The organism is Priestia filamentosa (genome assembly GCF_900177535.1).
Taxonomy (GTDB): Bacteria; Bacillota; Bacilli; order Bacillales; family Bacillaceae_H; genus Bacillus_I; species Bacillus_I filamentosa.
Genome location: NZ_FXAJ01000002.1, coordinates 1,083,169 through 1,098,589, shown reverse-complemented (window position 1 = coordinate 1,098,589; position 15,421 = coordinate 1,083,169). Strand labels below are relative to the sequence as shown.

The 15,421-nt window shown below is 34.9% G+C and carries 15 protein-coding genes; 11 read left to right on the top strand and 4 right to left on the bottom strand.

Annotated elements, in window-relative coordinates:
• Positions 1-27: 27 nt before the first annotated feature.
• From B9N79_RS12575 to B9N79_RS12560, 4 genes are all read left to right on the top strand, one after another.
• Positions 28-1,413 (top strand): MFS transporter, encoded by a 1,386-nt coding sequence (locus B9N79_RS12575; protein ID WP_046217583.1) that lies wholly within the window; start codon positions 28-30, stop codon positions 1,411-1,413.
• Positions 1,414-1,700: 287 nt separating this feature from the next.
• On the top strand, positions 1,701-2,654 hold the full coding sequence (locus tag B9N79_RS12570) for a nucleoside hydrolase (protein ID WP_046217582.1): 954 nt from the start codon (positions 1,701-1,703) through the stop codon (positions 2,652-2,654).
• Positions 2,648-3,604 carry a nucleoside hydrolase gene (locus B9N79_RS12565; protein ID WP_046217581.1) on the top strand — a complete coding sequence of 319 codons (957 nt, stop codon included), beginning with the start codon at positions 2,648-2,650 and terminating at the stop codon, positions 3,602-3,604. The genes B9N79_RS12570 and B9N79_RS12565 overlap by 7 nt, the downstream gene beginning before the upstream one ends.
• A 460-nt stretch (positions 3,605-4,064) precedes the next feature.
• Positions 4,065-4,982 carry an iron-hydroxamate ABC transporter substrate-binding protein gene (locus tag B9N79_RS12560; protein ID WP_019393607.1) on the top strand — a complete coding sequence of 306 codons (918 nt, stop codon included), beginning with the start codon at positions 4,065-4,067 and terminating at the stop codon, positions 4,980-4,982.
• Between the two features lie 472 nt (positions 4,983-5,454).
• Here B9N79_RS12560 and B9N79_RS12555 read toward each other — a convergent pair whose 3' ends face one another.
• Positions 5,455-6,147: an LrgB family protein gene (locus B9N79_RS12555; protein ID WP_040061241.1), complete on the bottom strand. Its 693-nt coding sequence runs from the start codon at positions 6,145-6,147 to the stop codon at positions 5,455-5,457.
• Complete coding sequence (locus tag B9N79_RS12550) at positions 6,117-6,521, bottom strand: CidA/LrgA family holin-like protein (protein ID WP_026009654.1); 405 nt, start codon at positions 6,519-6,521, stop codon at positions 6,117-6,119. The genes B9N79_RS12555 and B9N79_RS12550 overlap by 31 nt, the downstream gene beginning before the upstream one ends.
• A 182-nt stretch (positions 6,522-6,703) precedes the next feature.
• Here B9N79_RS12550 and B9N79_RS12545 point away from each other — a divergent pair, with 182 nt between their 5' ends.
• Complete coding sequence (locus B9N79_RS12545; protein WP_040061243.1) at positions 6,704-7,141, top strand: MarR family winged helix-turn-helix transcriptional regulator; 438 nt, start codon at positions 6,704-6,706, stop codon at positions 7,139-7,141.
• 217 nt (positions 7,142-7,358) lie between these two features.
• Here the strand turns inward: B9N79_RS12545 and B9N79_RS12540 are convergent, their stop codons facing one another.
• Positions 7,359-7,934 carry a LysE family transporter gene (locus tag B9N79_RS12540; RefSeq protein ID WP_085118441.1) on the bottom strand — a complete coding sequence of 192 codons (576 nt, stop codon included), beginning with the start codon at positions 7,932-7,934 and terminating at the stop codon, positions 7,359-7,361.
• 140 nt (positions 7,935-8,074) lie between these two features.
• Here B9N79_RS12540 and B9N79_RS12535 point away from each other — a divergent pair, with 140 nt between their 5' ends.
• The 4 genes from B9N79_RS12535 to B9N79_RS12520 all read left to right on the top strand — a co-directional run bounded on the left by B9N79_RS12535 (position 8,075) and on the right by B9N79_RS12520 (position 12,050).
• Positions 8,075-8,947: a LysR family transcriptional regulator gene (locus B9N79_RS12535; RefSeq protein WP_019393612.1), complete on the top strand. Its 873-nt coding sequence runs from the start codon at positions 8,075-8,077 to the stop codon at positions 8,945-8,947.
• A 142-nt stretch (positions 8,948-9,089) separates the two neighbouring features.
• On the top strand, positions 9,090-9,623 hold the full coding sequence (locus B9N79_RS12530) for a hypothetical protein (RefSeq protein WP_019393613.1): 534 nt from the start codon (positions 9,090-9,092) through the stop codon (positions 9,621-9,623).
• Between the two features lie 154 nt (positions 9,624-9,777).
• On the top strand, positions 9,778-10,179 hold the full coding sequence (locus tag B9N79_RS12525) for a GNAT family N-acetyltransferase (RefSeq protein WP_372450227.1): 402 nt from the start codon (positions 9,778-9,780) through the stop codon (positions 10,177-10,179).
• 275 nt (positions 10,180-10,454) lie between these two features.
• A complete protein-coding gene (locus B9N79_RS12520; protein ID WP_048896818.1) occupies positions 10,455-12,050 on the top strand; it encodes a glycoside hydrolase family 32 protein in 1,596 nt (531 codons plus the stop codon).
• Between the two features lie 278 nt (positions 12,051-12,328).
• On the opposite strand, the gene B9N79_RS12515 is transcribed toward B9N79_RS12520, so the two are convergent.
• Positions 12,329-13,627: an APC family permease gene (locus B9N79_RS12515; RefSeq protein WP_046217580.1), complete on the bottom strand. Its 1,299-nt coding sequence runs from the start codon at positions 13,625-13,627 to the stop codon at positions 12,329-12,331.
• A gap of 151 nt (positions 13,628-13,778) precedes the next feature.
• Here B9N79_RS12515 and B9N79_RS12510 point away from each other — a divergent pair, with 151 nt between their 5' ends.
• Positions 13,779-14,237, top strand: coding sequence for an Lrp/AsnC family transcriptional regulator (locus B9N79_RS12510; RefSeq protein ID WP_046217579.1), 459 nt, complete (start codon positions 13,779-13,781; stop codon positions 14,235-14,237).
• 401 nt (positions 14,238-14,638) lie between these two features.
• On the top strand, positions 14,639-15,400 hold the full coding sequence (pxpA, locus tag B9N79_RS12505) for a 5-oxoprolinase subunit PxpA (protein WP_040061253.1): 762 nt from the start codon (positions 14,639-14,641) through the stop codon (positions 15,398-15,400).
• Positions 15,401-15,421 lie beyond the last annotated feature (21 nt).

Below are 15,421 nucleotides of genomic sequence, written 5' to 3'. Positions count from 1 at the left end.
TGTGCTAAATTAGAAAGAGGGAAAACAATGAAAGAAACGATCCTAGAAAACAATGAAAGTCGGAAAAGAAAACTTATTTTAATTTTGGCCTTTGCAATGGTTATTTCAGTCATGAATTCAACGATGTTTAATATTGCTCTTCCAACGATTACAGAGGAATTTCACCTTCAGCCATCACAAGCAGGCTGGATTGTAACAGGTTATATTGTTGTATATGCAATTGGATCTGTTATGTTTGGAAAGCTTGCTGACAAGTATGAACTGAAAAATTTATTAACCATTGGATTACTTATTTTTGCGGTTGGTTCATTAATCGGATTTTTAGCCCCGAGTTTTTGGTTTGTTTTAGCAGGCCGTATCTTGCAAGCTATGGGTGCTTCTGTTATGCCTGCAACATCAATGATTATTCCAACTCGCTATTTTACACCTGAAACAAGGGGAAGAGCATTAGGAATTACATCATCTGCAACAGCGTTTGGAACAGCTGTCGGACCTATTGTGGCAGGGCTTGTTACAAACTTTATAAGCTGGCACTATCTTTTTGTAATTTCGCTTCTTATCCTTATTGCACTCCCATTCTTTCGAAGCTTCTTAGACAGTGAGGAAGCAAAAGTGAAAAGTAAGACAGATTTAATTGGAGCCTTTTTACTGGCAGGAACGCTTGCTTTTCTTCTTCTGGCCATTACACAAGGATCTTTATTGCTTGCGTTTATTGGAATTGTTTTTTTTACTTTATTTCTTTGGCGAATTCGTACAACAGAAAATCCATTTATTCAAGGTTCTTTATTTAAGAATAAAAGCTTTTCAGCAGGACTTCTTGTTTCAGCTTTAAGTTCAGGAATTGGCTTTGGTATTCCGTATCTCACTCCTTTATTACTTCAAGGAATCAATGGCTTGTCCCCATTATTAAGTGGGCTTGTTATGTTTCCTGGAGCTGTTTTAGCCGCTCTGCTAGGGAGAAAAGGAGGCAAGTTAGCAGATCAGAAAGGAAATGGATTTGTCGCATATACAGCTTTATTATGTTTTTTCTTAGGTTATGGAGTTTTATCCATTATTGCAGGTTCATCTCCATATTTAATTATGTTTGTTCTTCTTCTTGCTTATGTTGGCCAAACGTTCATTCAAATCGCACTAGGAAACACTGTGTCGCGTTCACTTCCAAAAGAACAAGCAGGAGTAGGCATGGGGATTTTCATGATGATGAATTTTATTGCTGGAGCAACGGCAACGACCTTAATTAGTAAAGCACTAGAAATTAAAGATGCAAGTCTTCAACTTAATCCATTCCTACTAGAACATAATAGCCTGAACTACAGTAATATTTACGCTGTTCTCACAATCTTAATTGTTATTGTTACCCTTATTTATAGTAGTAACTTTAAAAAACAAAGATCAGAAGGTTATGAAAAGTAATCAGGAATCAAAAGAGTAAACAAATTTTTATACAACAATAGCGTTAATGATTGAGAAAAAGAAGAGATTATAGTCATTAATTATAGAAATATCGTTTTGGTCGGAGGATTGTAAAATAAAAAGCTTTTAAGGATGGTAGCCCTTAAAAGCTTTTTATTTTGGATAATCATATCATGGCTTTTTATTTATAATATTTTCTGAAAATATATTGACATAATTTAATGATACATTATACGTTTATAAAGTTAGGATTATTTAAAAAGTTCATAAAAGGGGATGAAGTGGAGATGAAAAAGAAAATATACTTTAATCATGATGGCGGTGTCGATGATTTAATATCATTATTTTTATTACTACAGATGGATAATGTTGAACTTACAGGCGTTTCTGTTATTCCAGCGGATTGTTATTTAGAACCTGCGATGTTTGCAAGTCGTAAAATAGTTGACCGTTTTGGTGACGGTAATCTAAGTGTAGCTGAATCAAATTCACGTGGGAAAAACCCTTTTCCAAAAGACTGGCGTATGCACGCATTTTATGTTGACGCTTTACCTATTTTAAATGAATCTGGAAAAGTGGTAACAAAAGTAGCTGATAAACCGGCGCATCTTCATCTAATAGAAACGCTTTATGCAACTGAAGAAAAGACAACATTACTATTTACAGGTCCGCTAACAGACCTTGCCCGTGCATTAGACGAAGCACCTGAAATTGAGGAGAAGATTGAGCGACTTGTTTGGATGGGCGGAACGTTTCGTGAAGAGGGAAATGTTCATGAACCTGAACATGATGGAACAGCAGAATGGAACGTATTTTGGGACCCTGAAGCAGCTGGACGCGTTTGGGACAGCAGTATAGAAATTGATTTAGTCGCACTTGAAAGTACGAATCAAGTACCACTCACTTTAGATGTACGCGAGCGCTGGGCAGCGGAGCGAAGATATCTTGGTGTAGATTTTCTTGGTCAGTGCTACGCCATGGTGCCACCACTTGTTCATTTTTCAACAAACTCGACTTATTATCTGTGGGATGTATTAACAACTGCGTTTGTTGGTAATCCTGAGCTTGTGAAAGTGGAGCGAATTAACAGTATCGTACATAGAGAGGGACCAAGCCAAGGACGAACAGTTGAAACTTCTGATGGACGACCTGTAAATGTAGTATATGACGTTGATCGTGATGCTTTCTTTGAATACATAACAGAATTAGCAAAGAAAGTGACGGAGGTTGTTCCATGCTAGAGAAGAAACGAGTTATCATTGATACAGATACAGCCGGTGATGACACAATTTCAATCTTAATGGCTCTTCATTATTTTAAAGTTGAAGGAATTATGATAACGGGTGGTAACGTTCAATTTGATCAACAAGTTGAAAATGCACTTTACACAATTCAAGTTGGGGGAAAAAGCGGAAAGGTCCCTGTTTATAAAGGATATGAAGGCCCAATAATGGGATTTGGGGAAAATCAACATCGGACAGTTGAAGATGTGCATGGAAAAGATGGAATGGGAGATTCGTTTTTTGAAAAAGCAATCCAGCCTCCTGAGGAAGGACATGCGGTAGATTTTCTTATTGAAACCATTCATGAAAATCCAGGAGAAATTCATTTATTAGCGATTGCACCGTTAACAAATATTGCAATGGCCATAAAAAAAGATCCAGCTATCGTTCCTAAAATTCCTCATTTGTACATTATGGGTGGTACAAACAATGCATTAGGAAATATTACACCAAGCGCAGAATATAATTTTTTTGTGGATCCTGAAGCAGCAAAAATTGTGCTTCATGCAGGTATTCCTATTACAATGGTTGGTTGGGAAATGTGTACAAAGTACTCCGTTATGGATGATAACGATCATCGTGAAATTGAAGCTCTTTCAACAAAGGGTGCGCAATTTTTCGAAGATGTAAATAAAGTAGTTATGAAATTTAATAAAAGTGTTCATAAATTAAATGGAACAACTCATCCAGATACATTACTAGCTGCTGTTGCAGCAAACGAAGAAATTATGACAGAGTCAAATCTATATCACGTAGATGTTGAAACGGTTGGTGAACTCACAAGAGGATACAGTCTTGTGGATATTAATAATCGTTTAGAACGCTTCAAAAATGTAAGAGTTTGCGAAGCTATTGATCGGAGTGCGTTTAAAGGAATGTTACTTGAAGTATTGCGTTCAATAGATTAACCTTCAAAAGTATCAAGTATTGTAGGTGCTGTGCTAAGAATATAGCGTAGATATATGAATAGTATGAATATAGAAAAGTAAACATATGTAGTCTTAAAAGCAAGGACTTATGTAATTGGTTCTAGTTTAACGAATGTATGTGAAAAGTAAGGAAAGACCTCTCTTTTATATAAAGAGAGGTCTTTTTTTAGAAAATGAAAGGTGAAGAATAGGATAAAAGATCGGAATTTATGATCTATTCTTATAAGAGTATATTGACAGGAATGGAATTTAAAAGCATAATATGAATGAATCTATTGAAATTGATTATCATTATCGTTAACTTTTTTGATGTAAAAAATAGGAATGGGGAGGAGGTTTTTAATTTTGTTAAAAGGATGGATGAACGGTAAAGAGAGTAGATGTAGAAGAATTAAATGAAAATATCTAACGTATTAATTAGTAGAAGGGGAAAACAACAGTGAAAAAAATACTTATACCGATTGTGTTAATTCTTGTCCTTGTAATGAGTGCTTGCGGAAGCAAGTCTACAGAAAAGCCATCAGGAGAAGAAAGTAAGGATAATAAAGAAACCATTACATATCAATCAGAAAATGGACCTGTGAAAGTTCCTGCTCATCCTAAAAGAGTTGTTGTGTTAACTAGTTATGTTGGAGATTTACTCTCGCTTGACGTAAATATAGTAGGAGTAGAAGAATGGGCTAAAAAGAGCCCTTTATTTAAAGATCAGTTAAAAAATGTTCCTGTAGTATCAGATGAAGATATTGAAGAAATTATAGATTTAAACCCCGACTTAATTATAGGAGATAGTACAAATAAGAATCTGGAAAAGCTTCAAAAGATTGCACCAACGGTCACTTATACGTATGGTAAAGTCGATTATTTAACTCAGCATTTGGAGATTGGCAAACTTGTCAATAAAGAACAAGAAGCAAAAAGTTGGATTGAAGACTTTAAATCACGAGCAAAGGCTGCTGGTGAAGAAATTAAAGCGAAAATTGGTGAAGATGCGACAGTCACTGTGGTTGAAAGTTACAATAAAGAGATGGCGGTATTAGGAGATAACTGGGGAAGAGGAACCGAAGTTCTTTATCAAGCAATGGGGCTCAGTATGCCTGACAAAGTAAAAGAAACAACGAGCAAAGAGGGATATCATACAATTTCTTCAGAAGTTCTCCCTGAATATGTTGGTGACTATTTAATACTTAGCAAATATAGAGATCAAGAGAACTCTTATCAAAATACAGAGCTCTATAAGGAAATGCCTGCTGTGAAGAATCATCACGTATTTGAAGTCGATGGAAATGCTTTTATGTTTAATGATTCTATGACATTAGATTATCAATTAGACTTTTTCAAAGATCATTTCTTAAAATAAGATAAGAAGCAGAGAAGGATCGTTTTTCATATCTTTCTCTGCTTTGTTTATTTTGCTTTATGTAGTTGTTAGAATTCAGCTGGATTATCTACATGATATCATTTCAACGTCTGGAAGGTAGAAGAAAGTAGTCGTTTCTTATGGTACGGGTATATTTAATTATGTTTATTTTAAATGGTAATGGATAATTTGTATATTGGGACAGAGAGGCTTAATCTCCATGCCTCTCAAATCGAGCTACCCACTTTTTTAGTATTACGATGTTGGATCGATAAGCTTGAGACACTTCCTTAGGGGATTTCACCTCCTGAAGGTAGTCGTGAACAGCTGAAACCTTTATGTCTAACAAATATTTATTTATATAAAAACTGCACCTCTAATTGTTAGGTTGTGTCTAACAATTAGAAGTGCAGTTCATCTGTACGGAAGTTCTCTTTTATTATAAACAAGCTAAAATCTTATCTGTTTTTCTTTAAATATGGAAAATCCATACTACAATTGGGCCAAATATAGATCCAAGCAAAGCGCTTAGTGTCATAGATACAGAACTCATAGAAACAGCTAATTCACCATACTCAATTGTTTTAGCAGTACCGAGCGCATGCGAGGCACTTCCGAACGCAATTCCTTTTCCAAGAAAGCTATGGATACGCACCCATTTTAAAATGGCTGGCCCAATAACAACGCCAGAAATACCGGCAATCATGACAAAGACCGCTGTCATAGAAGGAACTCCGCCTAAACTTGTCGTAATTTGGATAGCTACAGGAGTTGTAATGGACTTTGGAAGAATTGATAAAATTAAATCGCGATTGATCCCAAATGCTTCTGCAAACAAGAGTCCGCTTACCATTCCAAACAGCATGCCAATAAATACACCCGTAAAAATAGGGAAAATATTATTCATTAAAATTTTACGGCTATTATAGAGTGGGTAAGCTAATGCTACAACGCCAGGCCCAAGCAAAGAATTAATCCATTTGCCACCAACCATATAATTTTCATATGAAATGTGAAAAATTAATAGAAGTAAAACAATGGTGATGGTTGTTGTAATAACAGGAAGAAAAATAGGATATGAAAAACGCGTGTATAGTTTTGTCATGACTAAGTAGGCACCAACGGTTACTAGAATTATACTGATCGCGATAAGTGTTTGTTGCATTCTTTTCTCTTCTTTCGTTTTTTTGTTTTAGTTTCGATAAATTGACTAGCAACTCCAGCAGCAATCATCGTTATAATCGTACTCATTACAACGACTATAAATAAGATACCGCCGCTAATGGAGAATAGAGATGGATAGTTAATAATACCGACCATAGAGGGGATAAATAATAACGGTAAAAAGGACAATAAAAAACTTGCTCCATCTTCAACAACTTTAACAGGAACAATTTTGTATGATAAACAAATAATTAACAAAATAAGACCAATAATACTACCAGGAATAGGGATATGAAAAAAGTGATGAAGAGCTTCTCCAACTATTGAAAAAACATATAAAATGGTAATTTGTAAGATAATGCGTATTGCTTTCATAAGAAAAAGTTGTTCTTCCCTTAAGAACAACCTGCCTCCTTTCAAAACATGATAAAAATCAAGATTCGCTTTATTTTCCATCTGTTTTCTTGTATGATACAAGTATATAGTTGTATTATACAAGTAGATCTTTATTTGTCAATAAAGAACTGCAACAGAGCTATTCTTTTGGAGGGAATTCTGTGGAAAGAGAAAATAAAAAAGCAATTGAGCAGATTGAATATGAGCTTACAACTTTTATAAGACGGGCGGTTTACAAAGATAACTCAGAAAATAAAATAGGGGACTTAGAGCGAGCTGTTTATTTATTACTAAGGCAGTTAGAAGAGTTTGGACCAGCCCGTTTAACAACGCTGGCAGATTCTTTTAAATTAGATATTTCAACACTATCTAGACAAGCTTCTGCCGTAGAGGCCAAAGGGTTAATCTCCCGGTTTTCAGATCCTTCCGATCGGCGTGGGAGTTTGTTTCAAATTACAGAGCTAGGGAGAGAAAAGCTTTTAGCGGATAAGAGAATGAGAATACAGCGCTATCAATATATGTTGAAAGACTGGTCTAGTGAAGAACAAAAATTGTTTGGTGAGCTTTTAGTACGTCTAAACGAGGTATTTATTGATTAAACATCGTTTTGAATAAACAAATTTTAATTGTATATATCCCTACTTCCTAACATAAAGCTAATTTATCCTATATCAAGCAGGGAACGATTTTTGCTGTAATGCCCCTTTAAGGTCAAAATGAAGAAATTCATCCCTTTATGTGAACTTATTCTAGAAATGCATTTCATTATAAATGTTAAAGCAAACTCGTTCCTTTATAAAGGAACGAGCTTGCTTTTTAGAAAATCGTAATAGCGGAATAAATGAGCAATAAACACATTACTATATTTATAGCCTTATTGTGTTTGGAAAAAATCTTTTTAAAAGCCGATCCGAACACGGCCCATAATAGTAGTGCTACACAACCTATTACGATCGTTAAAGACATAAAAAAGAGGATCGTAATATTTGAACAACTATAAGGAAGTACGAACGTTGACATTGCCGTTAAAAAATATAATATACTTTTTACATTAAGAATTTGAAAGAATAGACCTGAAAAGAAAGAAGACTGATTATTAATACCTTCGTCCTTTCCTCCCTTAGTAAAAGCAATCTTCCATGCTAAATAGAGTAAATATACGGCCCCAACGATTTTAAAGTAAGGTTCTATCATTGGCATCCATTTGTACAAACTTGTAGTTAATAATGAGGTCAAAATTCCTAAAATAATAAACCCTGAAAGTATACCAATGTTAAAAGGAAGAGATCTTTTAAATCCAAATTTTCTCGCTTCATTCATCATCAGAAGATTACTTGGACCAGGTGTAATCGATGTAATAATGATATAGGAAAGGAATGCTGTAAAATTCATTTCGTTAATCTGTCCTCTCAATAAAAAAATAGTTGAATAAGTTATGTGACTTATTGTAATATGCATTTATCTATTAGTGAAATTGAAATTACAAATATCTAATATCATTTTTTTGAATAGATGAGAGGAGATTATGAAGGATGGAAATAAGACAACTTCTTACTTTTCGAACGATTGTTGATGTTGGCAGTTATACAAAGGCTGCTGCAAAATTAGGGTACACTCAGTCAACTATTACTTCTCATATTCAAGCATTAGAAAGGGAGATTGGGGGAGAATTATTCACTTATGTTAAACGGGAATTAAACTTAACCTCTTTAGGAAAAGAATTGATTCCGTTAGCTGATGAATTGTTGCAAACGTATAACCGGATAACTCAAATGAAAAATTATAACACAATAAGCGGAGAGTTAAAGATTGCTGCCCCTGAATCATTAACGATTTCTCGTCTAGGCCCTATTCTTAGAGAATATTCTAGTAAATATCCAGACGTTAAGATTATATTGAGTAACGGAACTTGCGGGAAAAATCAAAAAGACCTTATGAGTGGCTATGTTGACGTTGCTTTCATGATTTGGCCGGAGTTAGAACTACATGATTGTATTCATCATCAACTCCACAAAGAAGAAATTGTTTTAATAACGAGTCCAGATAAAAATCAACACTTTGATTATTATAAAAACAAAGAAACCACGGACTTCTTTATTACAAATGAAAAAGGATGCAGCTATCGTTCTATGTTTGAAACATACCTTAATCATCATAAGCTTCCTAAATTTCAAACAATGGAACTGTGGAGTTTAGAAGCGATTAAGCAATCTGTTATAAGTGGGTTAGGGTTTGCTGTATTACCTTATGTTACAGTGAAAAATGAGGTTGAACAGGGGTTATTAAATTTGATGAAGCACAATGAAAAATTCGAGCCTATTTACTCACACTTGCTTGTCAAATCAAAAAAGTGGCAGGCTCCTGCAGTTGAAAAATTTATTGAGTTAACATTAGAGGCAATATAGGTTAATGAACGAGTGAAAAGGAATAGGAGTGTAAAGTTCATAAAAATCGCCTAACAATTTTTTATGATTTGAGAAATAGGAAGTGCTTTCGAAAAAAGTAATATATAATAGGTAGAAACTTGTTGAAAGGAAATGTTTGCCGATGTACGATCCAACTGTTTTTGATAATTTAAAAGTTGCATTTGAAAATGAACTATATGACCTTGATAATCTTGAGGAAGAAATCACCATTGTTTCTCGTAAAGATACATTGGAAATGGCAATCATGGCAAAGGAATTCCGGCTAGGATTCCAACTTTCCGATGAGCATGCGGTTACTGCGGAGGTGTGTTTGTACGCTTCCTTACAAGATCTTGCTAGTGAGCTTTTAGAAGAGCCTAACAGCAACCCGAGCTGCACGCTTTGTTTATTCTTTTACGTAGGTATCGATCGAAATAAAGTAGAAGCACAGTGTTCGAAAATCGAAAAAGTGCTCGGAGACATTTGGACACAGCAAAACCCGCCAAAGCAGACTTTACAATATCAGTATGGCAAAGAAAAAACCATTCATAATACAATTGAAATCAATTTTAATCGTAAAATAAACGAGAATCAGATGGAAGATATTCCGAATTTGATTGAGCATATGCTCCATTCCTTAGAAATGTTAACAGATATATATAAAGAAGCACTATAATATACTTTTTAATCACTACTATACTGACTTTATGTCCTGATGAGGGATAGTGTAAAAGTGAGGAAATGCTTGACTACTAAAGGAGGCATCTCAATTGGAGCAGAAATTAGAGTTCAGAATAGCTACTGAACAGGATTTAGGGCAAATTGTGGCCATGCTTGCTGACGATATTTTAGGAAGTAAGCGTGAACGTTATGAACAACCACTTCCAGAAAGTTATCTCAAAGCATTTCAGGCTATTAAGGATGACCCTAATAATGAGTTAGTAGTAGCTGTTGACGGAAATAAAGTTATTGGCGTCCAACAAATTACTTTTACCCCATATATTACACATCAAGGTGGATGGAGAGCTACAATTGAAGGAGTAAGAACCTCGTCTTCTGTACGTAGTAAAGGTGTAGGCACTAAGCTTATCAAGTGGGCCATTCAACGTGCAAAAGAACGTGGTTGTCATTTAATACAATTAACAACAGATAAAAAAAGAGATGATGCTTTACGCTTTTATAAACATTTAGGTTTTCAGGCAACACATGAAGGATTAAAAATGAAGCTTTAATAGATTTATTAAGATAATGAGTTTGATAGTTATTAAGATAATGTAAAAAAGTCGGTTCTTAACATAGAGGAATTCGACTTTTTTATCTTATTGTAAATAAGAGAGCAATATTTATGAAAGCGGTTGACATATGGTATCGGTTGACATATTATACTAATTGAAAGCGCTTCAATATAGTGAGTGCCAGTTTTTAAATACAATAGTTACTAATTTTATGATTTTAGTCATCTCAGAGATTTATCGTACATGAAGTACTAAATTAAGGGAGAGAGATGATGAGAAATATTTATCGTTTAGGAACAGTTATTACGAGTGTTACATTAGCATCTAGTTTGTTTTCTTATCCTACAAGTTCGGCAGCCAAAGATTCTAGACAAGTCAAAGGAATACAGGAATTAAAAGGACTTCAAATGAATATTAAAAATCCTTATTATAATGAGCTTTATCGTCCACAATTCCACTTTACCCCAGATCAGAATTGGATGAATGATCCTAATGGATTGGTTTATTACAAAGGAGAATATCATCTTTTTTATCAATATAACCCAAAAGGAAACACATGGGGGAATATGAGCTGGGGTCATGCCGTCAGCAAGGATCTTTTACATTGGGAGCATCTTGATGTAGCTATGAAACCTGATGAATTAGGGATGATTTTTTCAGGTAGTATTGTTGTTGATAAACATAATACGAGTGGACTTTTCAAAAAGGGTTCGGGCGGATTAGTTGCTATTTTTACTCATGCAGGAGATACGCAACAGCAGAGCATTGCCTATAGTGAAGATAATGGGATAACATGGAATAAATATAATGGAAATCCTGTTATTGAAAATCCGGGTATTGCGGATTTTCGTGATCCAAAGGTTTTTTGGCACGATGATACAAACAAGTGGGTTATGGTAATAGCAGCAGGTAAGCGTATACAACTCTACTCTTCACAGAATCTAAAGAACTGGGAATATATGAGTGAATTTGGTGAAGGTATGGGAGCTCAAGGGGGCGTTTGGGAATGTCCTGATTTATTTGAAATACCTGTAGATGGAAACCCCAATCATACAAAATGGGTGCTGCAAGTAGACCTTAATCCAGGGGCAGTTGCTGGCGGTTCAGGTGGACAATATTTTGTAGGAGCTTTTGACGGGAAAACCTTTAAAACTGAGCAGAAAGCAGAAGAAATCAATTGGGTGGACTATGGAAAGGATTTCTATGCTGCTCAATCTTGGGATAATACACAGCAGCGCCGGATTTGGATGGCTTGGATGAATAATTGGGATTACGCTGAAAAAATTCCTACATCTCCTTGGCGCAGTGCTATGACCCTTCCTCGAGAAGTAGGATTAAAAACTACAGAAAAAGGTGAAATTTTACTTACTCAGAAGCCGATACAGGAAATGAAGAAAATAAGAGAGAAAAAACACCAATTAAAAAACCGTAATATTCAATCAGACAACATTAAGTTTCCAAAGATAGACGGACAAACGCAGGAAATTGTAGCTGAGTTTGAATTAGGTACAGCAGACGAGTTTGGTTTTTATGCTCGAAAAGGAGATGAAGAATTTACGAAAATTGGATACGATGTAAAAAGGGAAGAATTATTTGTTGACCGTACAAAATCTGGACAGGCAAACTTTAGCGAGAATTTTTCTGGAATTTATGCAGCACCACTAAAGGCTGCGGGTAACAAAGTTAAAATGCATATTTTTGTTGATCGTTCTTCTGTTGAAGTCTTTGGAAATGATGGAGAAAGAGTGCTTACAAATCAAATATTCCCTAAGCCTACCAGTGAAGGCTTAGAAGTTTATGCAAAGAATGGGGAGGTGCATCTCTCTTCCTTAAATGTGTACAAATTAGATAGCACTTGGAAAAATTGAAAAAATTCACAAAAAAGTAAGCCTTCGTTCCTATTGAGCAAAGGCTTTTCTTTTTTGTGAATTGCTTTCTATACACACTCTCTTTTTAAGTTTTAAGAGTGAAAATCTTTGAGAGATCCTTTCTTAATATTTATCTAAGAAAGAAATATTAAGAAGGAAGAAATAGTATGGTTAGTGAACAGTTAATCTAAATGATTTAATTAAATATTGTTCTAAAAGAATGTATACAAATAAAGAAATAGAAGTTAAGTTTCCAACATTCTACGTAGTCTAGAAACTTAAAAGTTTTGAAATTCCTTCTCTGATTTCCGTTTTTTCCTCCAAATATAGAATAAGCAACATCCACCTACACTTATTGGAATAATTAAAAAAGCTCCTATAAATACATAAGAAATCAAACATAACATGCAAGCTATAAGGGCAAATATTTTACCAATGAGATGTTTAATTAATTTGATTCCTGCTGCAGCTCCAACAATATATGTTGCCATTCCTAGAGAGTTAGGAATAAGGACAAGTTGCTCTAATCCTATATTAAAAACATAACTTGTGAGCAAACCACCACCAGCAATTCCTCCGACTATTAATACAGCTCGTGCAGGAGTGGAATGCTTTTTATTTATTTTTCGTAAGTAAGAAGGAGCAAAGTTATTTTGAGCTAAGGAATATCCTAATCGACTCATACTAGCGATAAAAGCGTTCATCGTTCCTAAGCAAATAACAAAAGCAACAATAGCCGTAATCCAGCTTCCGTTTGTTCCAATCCCTTTTCTTACGACTTCAGAGAGAGCGGCATGATTCATCGCCTCATGTATATTGTTACTATCCATAGAGTAGGAGTGTGTACCAATTACAGCAAAAGCGACTCCTGCATAGAGAATTCCAACAATAATAATAGCTCCTAACGTTGATAAAAGGATATTTCTCTTCCTCGGCTGTTTAAACTCAGGAGCCAGACTAGAAATAGCTTCCCATCCAAAAAAAGACCAAAAGATAAGCATGATACTTTGTGCGATAGAAGGAAAAGTAGAAGGTTCAAGGCTCCACTCTAAATTTTTATAATCAACAGAAGGTAAAGCGAGCAAGATAGCTGCCAACAAGATTAAAAGAGTAAGTACAGCAATTAGAAGCTGAAGTTTTCCACTTGTTTTTAGTCCAAAATAGTTTGAAGTTACGGATATAATAAGCAAAATAAAAGCAACAAGATAAGCAATAGGATGAGGCAAACCAAAAGAGAAGGCAATATAAGTTCCACCTGTAAGAGATACAATAATTTGGCCAACGCTTCCGGCAATAAAGAAAAACCAGCCTACTAAAGCTCCTGCATAATATCCGAAGGCTTTGTGAGCAAATGTCGCTACACCTCCTGAACTGGGATAATCAATTGATAAAAAAGCAAATGTGTAAGCTAAAGGAATACTTAATAATACCATTATAATCCAAGCGATGAGAGCATTTGGACCTGCAATTCCTCCTGTCATACCCGGTAATATTAAAATTCCAGATCCTAAAACAGCCCCAACATATAACGCAATACCTTGACTAGTTGATATGGTTTCTTTCAATGAATGCCTCAAGTTATTTTCTCCCTTTCTAAATGTTTAATAGCATTATAGTAAAAAACACGGTATATTTATATTCATAATTGTACAAATATTGAGACTTAGCTTTTCGGTTTGTATAGAAATACGATAAATAGTGAGCAAAAGAGAAAAAGAGGGAGATAATATGGATCAGATTGATTATAAAATCTTAGAGCTTCTTCAAAGAGATAGCAGAATTACCATTATTCAGTTATCAAGAGAATTACATCTTAGTCGTCCAAGTATAAATGAACGGTTAAAACGTCTACATGAAAATGGAGTTATTGAAGGATTTACAACTCTCATTTCACCAGAAGCTATCGGAAAAAGTGTGCAAGCTATCATCCAAATTGGGAATTTGAAATGTGGATGTCGGCATTTTGAAGAAAAAATAAAAGAGGAAGAGGCTATTCTTGAATGTCATAGAGTGACTGGAACAAGTAGTTATTTTATGAAAACAGCTGTTTCTACCACTCGACACTTAGAAAATTTAGTAGATCGTCTTGTTTCTTTTGGACAAGTAAATACATCTATTATTTTATCCACCTCAGTTGCTAATCGTCCTTTATTACCTGAGATGAAACAAAATTCAATTGACTCTTAATCATTTAAAAGAAGTTCTTTCAGAGAACTTCTTTTTTTATTTATTGCAACAAATAAATTTGTATTAAAGACCATCCTAAATGCTAAATAGCTGAGAGCGAATCTATATAAGAGAAGGAAATCTAACACGTAATAATGATTAATTGTTTTAACTACAAAAATAAAGCAAAAGCCTTAAAAGAATAGGAAATAAAAACATAACAAAAGATAGACTTTGTCAAATGTTCTGACATATATATTGTTTATATTACATACTAGTGTTAGAATTTAAGAGTGACCAAATAACGGTACTGTAGTTCCGAAAAACGGAACAATCTACTAACATTTAACAGAATATTCTGTTTTGAACACTAGAGCTTGGTTGCACTTTAATTTTATAAGGACATAAGAGGGGGAAAGAGAATGAATAGAGTTGATTTGAACTGTGACTTAGGGGAAAGTTTTGGGGCTTATCGCATTGGAAATGACGAAGAGATTTTGGATTTTGTTACATCTGTAAATGTTGCTTGTGGCTTCCATGCTGGAGATCCTAGCGTTATGCGAAAAACAGTTGAGCTTGCTGCACAGAAAGGCGTTCAAATTGGGGCACATCCAGGTCTTCAAGATTTAATTGGGTTTGGTCGCCGTAATCTTTCAATTACTGCTCAAGAAGCCTATGATATTGTTGTGTATCAAATTGGAGCGTTAGATGGCTTTTTAAAAGCGGAAGGACTTAGGATGCAGCATGTTAAACCACATGGAGCACTTTATAATATGGCAGCTAAAGATAAAAATTTATCAAAAGCAATTGTGAAAGCTATTTATAACATAGACACTGACCTTATTTTATTCGGCTTAGCAGGAAGTGAGCTTATTAAAGCAGGAAAAGAAATTGGATTACGTACAGCGAGTGAAGTGTTTGCTGATCGGACATATCAAAGCGATGGCTCGTTAACAGCAAGAAGCGAAAAAAATGCGCTTATTGAAAATGACGATGAAGCTCTAGCACAAGTCGTTCGGATGGTGAAGGAAGGAAAAGTGAAGTCTCAGCAAGGCGTTGATGTTTCACTGCAAGCAGATACAATTTGTATTCATGGAGATGGCGCACATGCGTTAGAATTTGCTCGTCGTATCCAAGGATCATTAACAACATCTGAAATCGAAGTGAAGGCGATTTCGAGCTAAGCATAGATAGGAGGAAAAGAA

Excerpts from the sequence above, each read along its gene's own strand:
- B9N79_RS12520 (WP_048896818.1), top strand. The coding sequence starts at position 10,455 with ATGAGAAATATTTATCGTTTAGGAACAGTTATTACGAGTGTTACATTA.
- B9N79_RS12565 (WP_046217581.1), top strand. The coding sequence starts at position 2,648 with ATGCTAGAGAAGAAACGAGTTATCATTGATACAGATACAGCCGGTGAT.
- pxpA (WP_040061253.1), top strand. The coding sequence starts at position 14,639 with ATGAATAGAGTTGATTTGAACTGTGACTTAGGGGAAAGTTTTGGGGCT.
- B9N79_RS12550 (WP_026009654.1), bottom strand. The coding sequence starts at position 6,521 with ATGAAAGCAATACGCATTATCTTACAAATTACCATTTTATATGTTTTT.
- B9N79_RS12540 (WP_085118441.1), bottom strand. The coding sequence starts at position 7,934 with ATGAATTTTACAGCATTCCTTTCCTATATCATTATTACATCGATTACA.
- B9N79_RS12530 (WP_019393613.1), top strand. The coding sequence starts at position 9,090 with ATGTACGATCCAACTGTTTTTGATAATTTAAAAGTTGCATTTGAAAAT.
- B9N79_RS12510 (WP_046217579.1), top strand. The coding sequence starts at position 13,779 with ATGGATCAGATTGATTATAAAATCTTAGAGCTTCTTCAAAGAGATAGC.
- B9N79_RS12575 (WP_046217583.1), top strand. The coding sequence starts at position 28 with ATGAAAGAAACGATCCTAGAAAACAATGAAAGTCGGAAAAGAAAACTT.
- B9N79_RS12555 (WP_040061241.1), bottom strand. The coding sequence starts at position 6,147 with ATGCAACAAACACTTATCGCGATCAGTATAATTCTAGTAACCGTTGGT.
- B9N79_RS12570 (WP_046217582.1), top strand. The coding sequence starts at position 1,701 with ATGAAAAAGAAAATATACTTTAATCATGATGGCGGTGTCGATGATTTA.
- B9N79_RS12535 (WP_019393612.1), top strand. The coding sequence starts at position 8,075 with ATGGAAATAAGACAACTTCTTACTTTTCGAACGATTGTTGATGTTGGC.
- B9N79_RS12525 (WP_372450227.1), top strand. The coding sequence starts at position 9,778 with ATGCTTGCTGACGATATTTTAGGAAGTAAGCGTGAACGTTATGAACAA.